Raw genomic sequence first — 13,905 nt, forward strand, 5'->3', positions numbered from 1 at the left:
TCCTTTTTATTCTATATTTTTACATTGGTTAATTATAGCAAAGTCAGTTTCATATGACAATTAACTGTTTATTGCGATATTTCCCCTAATTCTTACTTGAGATATCATGATTCGATATACTTCTACAAAGTATAAGTGATTATTTGGTAATCACTGTAATTACTCGGGTAATTTTCAAGTAATCACTGTAATAAAAATAGACGTCAATTCCTATGCCATATTTTATGGCATTGTGATAAATTATGTTTGAACAATTCAGTCGCGACAATTGTTCGCAGATTAATAATTAGGAGGTTGTTCGAATTGAAGTCATTTAAATTTCTATTGTTTTTACTTTGTTTATTTTTAGTATCTGCAAGTGCGGCTTCTGCTCATTTCTCTTATTCTCCACAGCGACACATCACAAGTACTCATTCTTCCGATGTCAAAGAGTATTTTTGTGTAGATGCAACGGATTCAAATGTTCCAATTTCAACTGTGGACGCATACAAGGCAGTTAAAGAAGTGCTGTATTCAAAAAATTATGATGGTCTGGCAAATAATAAGATTTACTTCATACAAGGAGGAGCAGGAGAAACAGCTTGCAAGAATATGACAAGTGAACAACTGTCAAGCACTCCTTTTAGATATTATATTCAGGATAGTACAAAACCCCTTTGTGACGGAACTTCATCTTGTGTGGTAAGATACGGTGAAGTAAAACAATCAGATGGACATAGCCATTATGATTATGGTGTGGCAACACTGAGATATAAGACTTTTACAAATGTCAGGGATTATATTGTAAATCATGAAACAGGCCATTTGTTAGGGTTACCAGATGGAAACGGCTCTAATGATTGCCCCGGTAGTATTATGCATTCTAAAGATTACGGTTGTTCAAATGGGTACCCCTCTGACCCTACGCAAAAGGATCTTGATGCCGTGACCACTGAAGCTAATTCAAACTAAGGAGATGAAATAAATGTCAAAAACATTAAGACGGCTGTGCTTAATTTTAATGAGTGCTTTAACATTAGTTATCGCTTATCAAAACAGAGATGTATTTGCTAACAGTACTCAGGTAGAGCCGCAAAGTGAGGTCACGTTTTCGGACAATTTGCTTGGAGTCAGTAGCAGAAAAGATTTTATTGTTTGTGTCGATAATAAGTCTTCTCAATCAAAATTGCCGCTGACAAAGGAACAATTAACCGAAACTGTAAAGGCTATGGTCACAGCAAAAACTAACTCTCCTGAAGCAAAAGCAGTTGGTTATGGCAAATATGAAACTAAAGTAAACTATGGTTGCTCCTTCTCCCCTGTATTGACAGGTTCTTCAGCCAAACATCCAGTATTTAGTGGTGATATTAGTGCAACAAGAGTTACAAAATCCCCAAGTTCTGAATCCTTAGCAATCTTTATCGTTGATAAATCTGTTGTAGACAAGCACTTCTTGAATACGCCAAACAGATGGTCACCTGAGCAAGTATTTTGCGAAAAAGAAGAGTGCAATGAAGTAACTAAAGGCATATACTTAACACCAGAAGAGCTAAATGAATTAAGCAAGCTGGATCTTTCTGGCGTAAGTAAGGGATTGTCGCATATAGATGAACAGAAGTTAACGAATAGTAAACTGGCAAATGAGATGAATTATGGACTTGGGCTAAAATCAGCATTAAAACCTCAACCTAACGATGCAGAAAACGTACAGAAAAAGGAAGCTGAGAAATTAAAAAAATAAGAATCAACCACAAGCTACGGGAATATTGAGCATAACTCAAGTAAACCTGAAAAGATAAAGGTTTCTTAGTTATAGCTAACAATATTCCCGTAGATTGTGACTCAATCAAACACTTAATAATGGAGGGATTATTTATGAAAAGATCAATTATATTTGCGGTAATTGCACTTTTATTGTTTGCTTATCCAACCGTATATGCATCGGAATTTGTTAAAGCATACCTTTTTCCAGTACAGCTTGAATTAGATGGTCAAATAAAACCGCTTCCCCAAGAGTATCAAATATTGAATGTAAATGGTCATGCTTATGTGCCCGTTCGTTATGTATCTGAATCCATGGGGCTAGGCGTTAGGTACGATGAGAAAAATCAAGTGATCTCCATTGCCAGTGATCCAAAAGAAGCAGATGAATTGACGAGATTTATTTGGAAAGTTCAATATAAATTGAATTACCGTCTGTCTCAATCAGATTTAAAAAAGTTACTCGAAAGAAACCCACAAGTTGCTAAAAAAAGCAACGAAGGCGGGGAACATTGGCGTTTTGACGTAAAGGCAGCAAGCGATTACCGCTATGCAAGTATCGAACAAGGTGACGAAGCTGGATTATTAGAAGGAAAAGTTGGTGCTCAGTTATTCTTAACTTGGGATTCAAACGGAAAATTAGCTAAAATAAATCTGTGGTACACTAAACTAAATGGAGAAAAACAGCCGCAAATACATGTGTTTAATGCCTTTCCAGATGGAACCACGACAGATAGTATTTATGAATAATTACAATTAATTTGGAAATATAGCCCCCTCACGGATTAACTCCATGAGGTTTTTTGTTTTCTAAAGAGAGTATTAAGACCGCTTCAGCAAATAAAAAAAGAGGCTCTTTGGCCTCTCATTTTGGTTATCCTTATTAAATCCAAAATATTATCATAATTCTGTTCAAGCTAAGCACTATGCTCGAAGGTGTGAGCCTACCTAAGATTGCCGACGAACTTAATATTCATTTAGCAACGGCTGGTGTATCATTTACTGGAAGTGCTTCTAACGACTCTCGTGGAGCAACTAAGTCATGTAACTATTAATAATAATTATCTTATACTTCATACGATTCAAAATGGCTATCGTTTTTATCTGATGGCCATTTTTTCTGTCTCCCCACAATCATAGATGTACTCATTAATTGGAGGTCATGGTACCTACCTTTATTAATACAGGAGGATGAAATCAAATGGAGGTAGTAGTGTTGATTATCTCGCTTGTTATAGGAGGAACCCTAAGTTTCGCAGTCCAATTTTAGACTTTCTATGACACTGTCGATCTGAACGGTTGCATTCAGTTTTTGACGGATATAGAAAAACAGAGCCACCGCTCGGTGACTCTGTTACTTGGTTCTAAAGCTCCGATTAAATAAAACAGATACTGCAAGCAATGATAACGAGTAGAATGAAAAGAACCAGAATAACACCTGTGGAAGTAAAGCCGCCGAAGCCTCCAACGCAACTCATTAGTCAACACTCCTTAGTGATCATATTGAGTATCGGCCTGATCCCTTCCGATTACCCACGATTTTAGTTTATTCGGTTGTCGAATGATTGTTTGGACAGATGACAGGCAGCAAATGACATGCAATGATATAAGCCCACATTCCCATCTGTACTTACCATATTGGTAACCTCATGGCTGATCCACTAGTTGATTATGTGCTATTTCCACAGTTCTGTTATGCGGATTTCTTGGCAAATCCGCTATCAACCAACACAAAAAATGATATTCCGCATTTACTACTATCATATTCAAGAAAAGGGAGGGCAAGTGCAAGAGTAACAGAAGCATACCGACATGAAAGGAGATGCAACTCGATATGCAAGTAAAATACAGTACAAATTTGAACGAGATCCCGGGTTTAACCGAGTTTGAGAAAGCTGCTTTGAAGCAGGTAACGGATAAGTTCGTTTTTCGACTGAACGATTACTATTTGCAACTGATTGACTGGTCGGATCTCAATGACCCCATAAGGCGTCTCGTGATACCGAATTCGGATGAACTTAGGGAATATGGGCGATGGGATGCTTCCGATGAAGACACGAACTATGTCGTGAAGGGATGCCAGCATAAATACAAAACGACAGCGCTTTTACTCGTTTCAGAAGTATGCGGAGCCTATTGTCGATTTTGCTTTCGCAAACGGTTGTTCCGTGCAGATGTGCAGGAAGCAATACCAGATGTTCAGGATGGGATTGATTACATCGCGAGAACGCCTGAAATCAATAATGTTCTTCTCACAGGCGGAGACCCGTTTATATTAACGACCCGAAAGCTTCGTAATATTATAGCGGCTCTTCGCTCAATCGAGCACGTCAAAATTATTCGGATCGGCTCGAAGCTGCCCGTGTTCAATCCGATGAGGATTTATGAAGACCAAGAGCTTCTCGATTTGATTCGGACTTACTCGACGGAAGAGAAGCGAATCTATGTTATGGCGCATGTGAACCACCCGAGGGAGATAACGGCAGAAGCGAGAGCATGTTTCAAAGCTTTATACGAAGCTGGAGCGATCGTTGTGAATCAGTCTCCTGTGCTGAGAGGAATCAATGACGATCCTGCCGTTCTCGGCGAATTGCTTGACAAACTGTCGTGGGCGGGCGTGACTCCTTATTATTTCTTCGTAAACCGACCTGTTGCGGGAAATAACGGATTCGTCCTTACGCTTGAAGAAGTGTATCGAATCGTGGAAGAAGCCAAATCAAGAACTTCCGGTCTTGGTAAACGGGTAAAGCTTTGTATGAGCCATACGTCGGGAAAAATTGAGATTCTGGCCATCGAAGACGGTAAAGCTTATTTGAAATATCATCAATCGCGTGATCGGGATTATGGAAAACTGATGATATTGGATTGTCCGAAAGAAGCTACATGGTTTGACGAACTGCCGGGGAACGAAAAATATTGGCATAAACCGGTGAAAAAAACGACGGATATCGTCTCCGTGAATGAATTGCCGGATATGCCGCAGAAAAAAAACGTCAATCTTAATGAATCGGCATTATCTTGATTTGACCATATACTTCGAGGTGAGCAGGAATGGAACGTTCGAGTTCCTCGTCTTTAAAGCGTCCGATTGTTGGCGTTATATTGGGCAACAAGCGTTTTTCTACCAATGGTATCCATCGATACCCCCGGTTGAAAAGGCTTGTCGAAGCAAACAAGGAAGCAAACACGACGCTTATCTTTTTCACCTGTGACGATGTGGATTTGTCCCGGAGAAAGGTAAGCGGTATTTACTTCAATGAATCGTCAAATATATGGGAAAGGGATCGATTTCCGCTTCCGGATGTCATCTATGTTCGGGGCGGTCGCGGGAAAGAGATCCGTGATCTGCTAGAGCAGTTCGAGCGGTTGGGTGTCAAGAAAATCAATCCGATCCACGCCTTTAATAAAGGCGAGCTTTATGAACAATTAAACCATGACGATAAAGTACGTCCATTTTTGCCTCAAACTAAAAACGTCGAAAATATGGAAGAAATCAAACGTACGGTTCAAAAGCTGGGGACTGTGTATGTGAAAGCGCGTCGCGGAAGAAAAGGAACCAAGGTCATGCGAATTGAAAAACGGCCTGGAGACAGCTATGTATACAGTTATTCTGTTCTTGGGCGTCTCGTTCGCAAGAAAGTAAACAGTATGGGAAATTTGGAAAAAGCGGTGAAAGGTTTTTTTGGAGATCGAGAGGTGATCGTGCAGAAGGCGATCGATTTGGTTACGATCAGCAGCAATCGCCTTGTCGATTTTCGCGCCGAGTTGCAACGAGACAAACAAGGCAATATTGATATTGTTGGCATTTGCGTTCGCATCGGCCGGAAAAACGCGCCCATCACTACGCATTCGGAAGCATTTCGATATGACGATTATTTGAAAAAGTTATTTCCTGGTTATTCGAACCAGAAAATTAATGTCTTAAAAAATAAAATCAAAGCTTTTTTGATCGATGTTTACACGGGTGTTGAAAAAAAATACGGGAAGTTCGGTGAAATCGGCATCGATTTCGCTGTAGACAAGAAGGGAAAACTATGGCTCATCGAATGCAACGCGCAATCGGCAAAAGTTTCGATCGTTAAAGCGTATGGAACGAAAGCGCGAAAAGCTTTTTTGAACCCATTGGAATATGCAAAGAAGATTGCCAACACCAGTACCAACCGCAGCCAATCAGCCAACCGAAGCAGACTGCTCAGTCGCAGTTCGTTATAGAAAAGATGTTATGAGAGGCTTCCTGGGCACAGAACAATCATTTATAAGGTGGAATTTCCATTATGACGCATACGATCATACGGAGCAAAATGAAAAAGGGAATTCCTCTGATGAGCGATCCGATCATTTCGCATCATGTACCGGAAACAAACTGGTTTCATGCTTCGACTCTCCGGAGAATGCTCCGAGCCTATTCTACCTTGTATATTAAGCCGGACATAGGAAGACAAGGGAATGGCATCATTCGGATAAAAAAGCTGGCCGATGCGAAATGCGAGATAGCGTACGGAGGAACAACGAGCTGGTGCTCATCGAAATATGTATATGATGAAGTTGTGAAGAGAATGAATCCCAGAAAGAAATACTTGATTCAGCAGGGGATTGAATTGGCCACTTATCGCAAGCGTCCTTTTGATGTTCGTCTTGTCCTGCAAAAACCGTTAAACAGGTGGCAGCTTACGTGGATAAGTGCCAAAGTCGCACCCAAGGCAACTTCGATTGTCACCAACATAGCAAAAGGAGCAAAAGACACAAAAATAATCCGGACTTTGAAGGGAATCGACCAATCGTTGAAGCCATATAAAGTTTTGGAGGAATTAATCAACGTCTCCTACCAAGTCGCTCAAAAACTGGGTTCCCAATTTCCACTTACAATTGTCGGATTGGATATGGGTATCGATAAGAAAGGGAAAGTATGGTTTATCGAAGCGAACACCAGGCCTGATTTTAAAGGGCTGCGAAAATTTGATCCTGTCCAGTATCAAAGATATCTCCGTGCAAAAAAAATGTTACGTAAAAGGTGATCGCATGTCTATCGAGAAGCATCACGTGAAGAGCAAACTGGCGGTTGCTTACCAACTTATTCACACTCCCGAGATTGCCCGCCATATTCCTGAGACGGATTTGCTGGATAAGTACTCATTGAAACGAATGATGAACAAACATGTGAAAGTGTATCTCAAACCCGATCGGGGAAGGAAATCCAAAGGAGTCATACGGCTCGAACGGGGCAAAGATAACCGGACGGCCATAAGACAAGACTCCCACTTAAAATATGTGGATTCCAAAGATCTATGGGCCAAGGTGGAGCTGCTGACAAGAGATAAAAAGTATCTCATTCAACAGGCAATTGACAGCGTGACGAAGGAACAGCGTCACTTCGATCTTCGCTGTCACGTCCTGAGAATCGATGGCAAATGGAAGCTTGCCGGTATTTGCGGGAGGTTGGGAGCTCGGGGAAGCGTTGTGACGACGTCGCATTCCGGTGGGACCCCCACGCTTATCGAAACGCTATTTACCCAACATTTGAAATATTCCCAAAAAGAAAAATCGGAAATGATCCGGAAACTGGAGAAATGTGCCGTTCGTACCGTCACTTATGTAAGCCGCATGTATCCGAATCTCAAAGAGTTCGCTGTGGATATAGGAATCGATCCGAAGAAGCGGATATGGATTTACGAGGTGAACATTGAACCGCTAATCCGAGGCAATTTTAAGAGGTTGCCGGATAAAACGCTGTATCGCAAAATTCGAAGGATGAGGAGAAACGCAAAATAACAGCAAGAAAAAAATGGAAGGGCGGAGGCAGGTCCGCCCTTATTCATTTTCCCTCAGTCTTTTCGACGCTTTCTGTAAGCTGCAGCCAACCTTTTGATCTTCCGGTAGAACGTTTTATCCTTAATCTTGTTAAATAATCCGTATGAAGGATACACAAGATTCACTTCAATGATCCATATTTTCCCTTTTTTATCGATACCTAAATCGAGACCGGTCTCATGGGATAGATAACCGCTTTTCGTTGCATGACGAATAGTCTCAAAACCAATGCGGATCAGCCTCCGTTTCGTTCCCTTGATCTGTTTACGACCGTAATTTAACGATTGGGCCAAAGCTTTATCGATTGTCGTGGCATAGCCCCCACCTCGTCGAACATTTGAAATGATACTGCCTTTTCCCGATACTTTCGCCAACATTCCCGCGTATTTCCATTTCCTTTCTCGGTCACGCATCAACATGAGACGAATTGAGAATGGCCTTCCTTTAATGCTCGCCAAATCAATCGCTTTTTGGACAAGGACCGACCGGCTCGGTCTTCCATCTCTGACCATATAGTATAGATCATGAATTGACTTCGTATTGACCCGTTTACCTCGTTCTTTGACAAAACGATACCCGTTTGCTGTTTTCCAGGCTTTAATGATTCCTGATCCCGTATGCTGATTTTTTCCTTTGATGTATACCGCACCATAAGATTTTAAGGATCTTGATAGAGAAGCGGGAGTTAGAATCGATGTCGGAGGCAGACGCTTGCGAAGACCGGCATGTTTGGAATACAACCGGTGAAGCACCCATTTCGAGGGGTCCCATTTTGAACTCATTTCATCATTCCTTTTCCAGTGAAAATGTTTGCAACATTCCGTTGCGGCGCCTTCTGCCTGAAACCCACTGGTTTACCCATGCGAAGGCTTTGCGGATGCTGATCGTACAGCAACTCTCCATCTCAGGATATTCAAGTACAGAGCGAATGTATGGACTGATGACATGTGGCAACTATCATGTAATTACGGCACAAAAAAAGAGCCGCACTGTCGCGTCCCTTCTAGTTGGTTCCATAAAAATGATACCGTACCGGAAAACTATAATGATGGGGGATGCTTATTTCTCTTCTACTTTTTCAAAATAAACGATTTCACATAATCGAATGTGATGCATTTTTCCATGAACTACAAGAGCGACGTGATCAATGAAAACATTATCCAGAGTACCCACCAATTTGCCGACCGTTGTCGTGATGACAATCGTTAACCCTATGTGTTGGATCAAATGCTCGGTGAATTTGGGTTCCACAGCTGTCGTGTACATAACATTTTTCGGCAACACCAGAGTTTCCTTGCGCTGTACGTCTTCATTCCGATAATATTGCGGAGCCGGGAATGAGGCATAGGCTTGCGGATAGCCATAGTACACAAATCTATTCATGTGTTGCATACTCCTTTGTCATAAATTGAAAAACACATCTATAACTTATGACAAATACCTATGTGGTGTTCCAATGAGTGAAGAATAACCCCTCGCTGGCATAGGCTGATGGTGGATTATTTTATTTCTCCTCTCATTGGGCAAATGCCGTGTTTCCCTTGGATATATCCCCATAGACTGTATGAAACTCTTGTTAGGCATTATATAACGGAATCGCTTGAAGGTTTGAAGGGAAGAGTCAGCAGTACAAATTGAAGAACGGTTGACTTAATATGGAAGGAGCCACCTTTCGGTGGCCCGTTCTTGATTCCATAGTTCTTATTGTAATAAACAAGTGCTTAAATAAAACAGATACTGCAAGCAACGATAACGAGCAGAATGAAAAGAACCAGAATAACACCTGTGGAAGTAAAGCCGCCGAAACCTCTAGTACAACTCATTCGTCAACACTCCTTAACAGTATTATTGAGTATTAGATTAAGTTACCATTTATCTCAATTTTAGTTTATTCGGGAGTGGAAAAATGGTTTGGATAGATGACAGGCACCAAATGACATCCAATTATATAAGCCCGCATTCCCGCGCCTTCACCTTGGGCTACGTCCCCCGCCGATAATCAGGCAAGAGCGATCTCAAAGGCTTATCGGCAACGCGCTGAAACAAGTGCTGACACAACTAGTGAAGCAGGTTGTAAAGCAATTAAAGCAGAATTCAATATGCGGCACCATTCTGATAGAGCGTGATGATTGAGTTCCGACCCCGTTCGCATTTATAATAGAAGCTGATAAATAGACCAGAAAGAAAAGGTGTCATTGATGAGCATATTAAATGTAGAACGATTAAGTCACGGGTTTGGGGACCGGGCGATTTTTAACGATGTGTCCTTTCGGCTGCTCAAGGGGGAGCATATCGGGCTGATCGGCGCGAACGGCGAAGGCAAGTCCACCTTCATGAATATTATTACGGGCAAGCTGCAGCCGGATGAAGGCAAGATCGAATGGTCCAAGCGGATGCGCGTCGGCTACCTTGATCAGCATGCCGTGCTGAATAAGGGGATGACGATCCGCGACGTGCTGAAGGGCGCGTTTCAGTACCTGTTCGATATGGAGCAGGAGATGAACGACATGTACGCCAAGATGGGCGAGGTGTCGCCTGAAGAGCTGGAGCAGCTGCTCGAGGACGTCGGCACGATTCAGGATACGCTGACGAATCAGGATTTCTATATGATCGACGCCAAAATCGAAGAAACCGCACGCGGTTTAGGCTTGACCGACATCGGCCTGGATAAGGACGTTAACGACCTGAGCGGCGGACAGCGGACGAAGGTGCTGCTGGCCAAGCTGCTGCTCGAGAAGCCGGACATATTGCTGCTGGACGAGCCGACCAACTACCTCGACGAGCAGCATATCGACTGGCTGAAGCGTTACCTGCAGGAATACGAAAATGCGTTTATTCTGATCTCTCACGATATTCCGTTCCTGAACAGCGTCATCAACCTCATCTACCACATGGAAAATCAGGAGCTGGCCCGCTACGTCGGCGACTATGATCATTTCCAGCAGGTCTATGAGATGAAAAAGCAGCAGCTGGAGTCCGCCTATAAGCGCCAGCAGCAGGAAATCGCCGACCTGAAGGACTTCGTGGCGCGTAATAAGGCGAGTGTGGCCACGCGGAATATGGCGATGTCGCGACAGAAGAAGCTCGATAAGATGGAAGTGATCGAGCTGGCGAAGGATAAGCCGAAGCCGCAGTTCAACTTCAAGGAAGCGCGGGCGTCGGGCAAACTGATTTTTGAAACCTCAGAGCTCGTGATCGGTTACGACAGCCCGCTGTCGCGGCCACTGAACCTGCGCATGGAGCGCGGGCAGAAGCTAGCACTCGTCGGCGCGAACGGCATCGGGAAAACGACGCTGCTGCGCAGCATCCTCGGCGAGATCCCGGCGCTGTCGGGTTCGGTCCAGCGCGGCGAATATTTGCACATCGGCTATTTCGAGCAGGAAGTGAAGGAAGCGAACTACAATACGTGTATCGAGGAAGTGTGGGAGGAGTTCCCTTCGTTCACTCAGTTCGAGGTGCGCGCGGCACTCGCGAAATGCGGGCTGACGACGAAGCACATTGAGAGCAAGGTCGCGGTGCTGAGCGGCGGCGAGAAGGCGAAGGTGCGGCTGTGCAAGCTGATCAACCGCGAAACGAATCTGCTCGTGCTCGATGAGCCGACGAACCACTTGGACGTGGACGCGAAGGATGAGCTGAAGCGCGCGCTGAAGGCGTACAAGGGCAGCATTCTGCTGATCTCACACGAACCGGAATTTTACCGGGACGTCGTGACGGAGACGTGGAATTGCGAATCGTGGACGACGAAGGTGTTTTAGGAAATGGGAACGAGGTGGGGGCGTCGGAGATGCAAGTCCGGCGCCTTTTTCGATGTACCTCTGTTTTGCCATACAGATAAAGACGGTATCGATGTTTCGGAATAGGGTCCGTTGCAACGTACCCTGTCAGGAAGACGCTCCCTGGCCGGTTTCTGCCTTGCGCAAATACGCCCCCGTTATCGAATGCTCGGCAGCAGCAAGCTGGACAGGAGTGCCTTCGAATACAATTCGGCCCCCCCGGTGGCCGCCCTCGGGACCCATGTCAATGATCCAGTCTGCGCTCTTAATCACATCCAGGTTGTGTTCGATGACCACCACTGTGTTGCCCCCGTCGACCAAGCGGTTCATAATGTCCATCAGACGAGAGATATCGGACATATGCAGTCCGGTTGTCGGCTCGTCCATTATATAGAGACTGCCTTCCTTGTGAAGTTCCCCGGCCAGTTTGATGCGTTGGCATTCCCCGCCCGACAAGGTGCTCAGAGGCTGGCCCAGCGTTACGTATCCGAGTCCCACATCCTCCAGCGTTTGCAATTGACGGAGCAGTTCCTTCCTGCTGAAGAACTCCGAAGCTTCCCGTACCGTCATGGCGAGGACGTCGCTGATGGATTTTCCGTTCAGCTTATACTTTAGCACTTCATCGCTGAACCGCCTGCCCGCGCAAATTTCACAAGTCGTCCTTATTGGCTCGAGAAAGGCCAAATCCGTGTATATCATCCCGAGACCCTGACAGTTGGAACAGGCTCCCTTGGAGTTGAAGCTGAACAACGATGCGCTCACCTTGTTGGCGGCTGCGAACAGCCGCCGGATCTCGTCCATCATCCCCGTATAAGTGGCCGGATTGGAGCGGATGGATGTGCCCACGGCCGACTGGTCGATGACAATCGACTCTGGATGCGATGGCAGGAATGCTCCGTTAATCAACGTACTTTTGCCTGAGCCGGCTACACCCGTTACCACAGTCAGTACACCGACCGGGATATCGACGGTCACATCCTTCAGATTGTGAAGCTTGGCGCTGGTGACGGTCATCCAGTCCATAGGCGCCCTGGTTGAAGTTTTCAAGGGCAGACTTTGCTTCAAGTACCGTCCTGTCAAGGTATCCGCGCGGAGCAAGCCCGCAAAGTCGCCTTCGTAGACGATTTCTCCGCCGCGGGTTCCCGCATGAGGTCCGACATCAATGATGTAATCGGCGATCTCCATTACTTCGCGGTCGTGTTCGACGACGAGCACGGTATTCCCTTTGTCCCGGAGCTGGCACAGCATGCCGTTCAAACGATGGACATCCCGCGGATGCAGCCCGACGCTCGGCTCGTCGAAAATGTAGATCATGTCGGTAAGACTGCTGCTCAGATGACGGACCATCTTGATGCGCTGCGACTCCCCGCCCGACAAAGTTGCGGTCTGTCGGTCCAGACTCAGATACTCCAGCCCGATGGAGACCAGATGGTTCAGCCGGGTCAGAATCCCGTCAATCATCGGGCCGGCAACGGGATCCCGAATGGCTCCGATCATACGAATAAGCTCTCCAATCTCCATCGCTGCGCATTGGGCTATGTTGTAACCGTTAATCCGGCAGCCCAAGGCCTCTTGATTAAGCCGGCTTCCCCCGCAAAGGCTGCAATCGCTGTAGGACAGGAACCGGTCAATAGATTCGCGTTTGGCTTCGGACATCTCGCTGCTGTCCCGCTTCAAATACAGGCGGGTGAACTTGGGCAGCAGACCTTCGTAATCCGATTCGATTGCGCCGCCTTTGGTGTGGTATACGATCTTGCTCTCTTTACCGTGCAGGAGGACATCCCACTCTTCCGGCGTATAGTCAGCGAGCCGCTTGTCGTTGTCGAACAAGCCGGAATGGGCATACGTATTCCATAACCAGCTCCCCACTTTAAATGCGGGGAACAGGATCGCGCCTTCATTCAGCGACTTGGACCTGTCAAGCAGCTTGTCCACATCGAACTGCACCACCTGTCCGACTCCGGAGCATTCCGGGCACATCCCGGCCGGGTCGTTAAACGAGAATACATGCGAATTGCCGGCAAAAGGTTTACCGATTCTGGAGAACAGCAGCCGGAGCATCGCATAAATATCCGTGATCGTGCCGACCGTCGAGCGGGAGTTGCCGCCGAGCCTTTTCTGATCGATCACAACCGCCGTAGACAAGTTCTGGATGAGATCGGTATCCGGCTGACTAAACCGGGGCAGCCGATTGCGGATGAATGCGGAAAACGTCTCGTTAAGCTGCCGCTGAGCTTCGGCGCTGATGGTGTCGAAGACCAAGGAAGATTTGCCCGAGCCCGAGACGCCGGTGAAGATCGTGATTTTCCGCTTCGGGATGCGGATATTCACGTTTTTCAGGTTATTCTCGCGTGCTCCTTCAATTACGATATCATGGACGTTCATAGACTCCACCTCGGATTTCTATTTTCTAAGCTTTCACAGTATAACTGAAGAATCATGACAACAAGTGTCATGATTAGACGAATGTTTTAGACTGAACCCCATGAATGAAACAGCGGCGGTCGAAGACCAAAAATTGAACACTCCCGCCACCTGCGCTAATGGCGCTGAGGTGGGGGATTCTTGCGAACAGAGAAGCACC

The 13,905-nt window shown here is 45.5% G+C and carries 13 protein-coding genes; 8 read left to right on the forward strand and 5 right to left on the reverse strand.

Translation table 11 applies throughout. The features are described 5' to 3' along the window. The first annotated feature begins 303 nt into the window (after positions 1-303). From ET33_RS38660 to ET33_RS30140, 3 genes are all read left to right on the forward strand, one after another. On the forward strand, positions 304-951 hold the full coding sequence (locus tag ET33_RS38660) for a zinc metalloprotease (protein ID WP_152570726.1): 648 nt from the start codon (positions 304-306) through the stop codon (positions 949-951). A 13-nt stretch (positions 952-964) separates the two neighbouring features. Then, a complete protein-coding gene (locus ET33_RS30135; protein WP_036690859.1) occupies positions 965-1,720 on the forward strand; it encodes a hypothetical protein in 756 nt (251 codons plus the stop codon). Between the two features lie 134 nt (positions 1,721-1,854). After that, positions 1,855-2,490, forward strand: a complete 636-nt coding sequence (locus ET33_RS30140) for a stalk domain-containing protein (RefSeq protein WP_036690863.1) — start codon at positions 1,855-1,857, stop codon at positions 2,488-2,490. Between the two features lie 626 nt (positions 2,491-3,116). Here the strand turns inward: ET33_RS30140 and ET33_RS40005 are convergent. After that, positions 3,117-3,218 carry a dihydroorotate dehydrogenase gene (locus ET33_RS40005; RefSeq protein ID WP_081890564.1) on the reverse strand — a complete coding sequence of 34 codons (102 nt, stop codon included), beginning with the start codon at positions 3,216-3,218 and terminating at the stop codon, positions 3,117-3,119. A 356-nt stretch (positions 3,219-3,574) separates the two neighbouring features. Between ET33_RS40005 and ET33_RS30145 the strand changes: the two genes are divergently transcribed. The 4 genes from ET33_RS30145 (at position 3,575) to ET33_RS30160 (ending at position 7,509) form a co-directional block, all read left to right on the forward strand. Continuing rightward, positions 3,575-4,762, forward strand: coding sequence for a KamA family radical SAM protein (locus ET33_RS30145; protein ID WP_036690866.1), 1,188 nt, complete (start codon positions 3,575-3,577; stop codon positions 4,760-4,762). Positions 4,763-4,791: 29 nt separating this feature from the next. Continuing rightward, a complete protein-coding gene (locus ET33_RS30150; protein ID WP_036690870.1) occupies positions 4,792-5,952 on the forward strand; it encodes a YheC/YheD family endospore coat-associated protein in 1,161 nt (386 codons plus the stop codon). A gap of 62 nt (positions 5,953-6,014) precedes the next feature. Continuing rightward, positions 6,015-6,755 (forward strand): YheC/YheD family protein, encoded by a 741-nt coding sequence (locus ET33_RS30155; protein WP_036690875.1) that lies wholly within the window; start codon positions 6,015-6,017, stop codon positions 6,753-6,755. Between the two features lie 4 nt (positions 6,756-6,759). Continuing rightward, positions 6,760-7,509 (forward strand): YheC/YheD family protein, encoded by a 750-nt coding sequence (locus ET33_RS30160; protein WP_036690878.1) that lies wholly within the window; start codon positions 6,760-6,762, stop codon positions 7,507-7,509. Between the two features lie 53 nt (positions 7,510-7,562). Here the strand turns inward: ET33_RS30160 and ET33_RS30165 are convergent, their stop codons facing one another. The 3 genes from ET33_RS30165 to ET33_RS40010 form a co-directional block, all read right to left on the reverse strand. Then, complete coding sequence (locus tag ET33_RS30165) at positions 7,563-8,330, reverse strand: YheC/YheD family protein (RefSeq protein ID WP_036690881.1); 768 nt, start codon at positions 8,328-8,330, stop codon at positions 7,563-7,565. Between the two features lie 277 nt (positions 8,331-8,607). Then, positions 8,608-8,931: a DUF2642 domain-containing protein gene (locus tag ET33_RS30170; protein WP_036690883.1), complete on the reverse strand. Its 324-nt coding sequence runs from the start codon at positions 8,929-8,931 to the stop codon at positions 8,608-8,610. 338 nt (positions 8,932-9,269) lie between these two features. After that, positions 9,270-9,371 (reverse strand): dihydroorotate dehydrogenase, encoded by a 102-nt coding sequence (locus ET33_RS40010; protein ID WP_081890565.1) that lies wholly within the window; start codon positions 9,369-9,371, stop codon positions 9,270-9,272. Positions 9,372-9,746: 375 nt separating this feature from the next. Here ET33_RS40010 and ET33_RS30175 point away from each other — a divergent pair, with 375 nt between their 5' ends. Further along, positions 9,747-11,303 carry an ABC-F family ATP-binding cassette domain-containing protein gene (locus ET33_RS30175; RefSeq protein ID WP_036690885.1) on the forward strand — a complete coding sequence of 519 codons (1,557 nt, stop codon included), beginning with the start codon at positions 9,747-9,749 and terminating at the stop codon, positions 11,301-11,303. 126 nt (positions 11,304-11,429) lie between these two features. On the opposite strand, the gene ET33_RS30180 is transcribed toward ET33_RS30175, so the two are convergent. Beyond that, positions 11,430-13,706, reverse strand: a complete 2,277-nt coding sequence (locus ET33_RS30180) for an ATP-binding cassette domain-containing protein (protein WP_036690889.1) — start codon at positions 13,704-13,706, stop codon at positions 11,430-11,432. Between the last annotated feature and the right edge of the window lie 199 nt (positions 13,707-13,905).

The organism is Paenibacillus tyrphae, from assembly GCF_000722545.1.
Classification (GTDB): Bacteria; Bacillota; Bacilli; order Paenibacillales; family NBRC-103111; genus Paenibacillus_G; species Paenibacillus_G tyrfis.